A 992-nucleotide genomic window follows, 5' to 3' on the forward strand; every position below is an offset into this window, starting at 1 on the left:
GTGGCAAAACAAGTCGGTGTTGGAGCAGTAATCTTCCACGATTTAAAAAATGAGCGTATGCATAATATCGAATTTTCATTAGAAAATATGTTGAAATTTGAAGGAGAAACAGGACCGTATGTACAGTACACGCATGCGCGTRCTTGCTCTATTTTAAGAAAAGAAAGTGTGGAATTTGAAACGTGTAATTTTGAATTAAAAGACGATTACAGCTGGAGTATAGTAAAATTACTTAACAAATTCCCGCAAGTAATTGAAGCGGCCTTCAACAAAAATGAGCCATCTATTATTTCAAAATACGTATTAGATGTAGCACAAGCGTTCAATAAATATTATGGAAATGTTCGTATTTTAGAAGAGAGCGAAGAGAAGGACAGTAGACTCGCATTAGCTTACGTTGTGACGGTTGTATTAAAAGAGGGATTACGTTTACTTGGGGTGGGGGCGCCTGAGGAGATGTAAAATAATAATTTTGTAACAAAAAGGCAAATCAGGCGGTCATTAACCTGATTTGTCTTTTTGTATTTTCTTGAATAAATTCTTATCTATAAAGTGTTATACGCTACGAAGTGTAAGAATTCTATAATTTTGTTACGAAATCAATTAAAATATTTTTAGAGAGGATGGTTCGTATTGATTCGAAGTTTCATTTTAAATATTCCTTGTCATAGAATACAGGAAAGGAGTTTCCTGAAACTACAAAAATACATACCTTTATGTGCACGATGCACAGGTATGTTTATTGGTTTCTGTATATTCCCAATATATTTTTTAATAACGCCTTCGTTTAGTCTTTCATTAATACTATCCTTTTTTGCTCAAATTCCATTATTAATCGATGGATTCACCCAAAAGTGGAAATGGAGAAGCAGCACAAATTTACTAAGAGTAACGACCGGTTTATTAAGCGGTAATGGTATGGGATTATTCATTTCATCTAGCATTATATGGATATTGTCTTAAAACATATACTAACGGAGGTACCTACATAC

Annotated in this window: 2 protein-coding genes; both read left to right on the top strand. The window is 33.4% G+C overall.

The annotated features are described in order from the left end of the window. Positions 1 to 462: DALR anticodon-binding domain-containing protein (locus AC1DTM_RS28525; RefSeq protein WP_477001494.1), on the top strand; the 462-nt coding region annotated here is incomplete at its 5' end. A 171-nt stretch (positions 463 to 633) separates the two neighbouring features. Further along, the gene (locus tag AC1DTM_RS28530) at positions 634 to 963 is read left to right on the top strand and encodes a DUF2085 domain-containing protein (protein WP_078181754.1); all 330 of its coding nucleotides are present in this window, start codon (positions 634 to 636) and stop codon (positions 961 to 963) included. Positions 964 to 992: the final 29 nt, after the last annotated feature.

It is taken from the genome of Bacillus sp. P4_D3 (assembly GCF_056401855.1).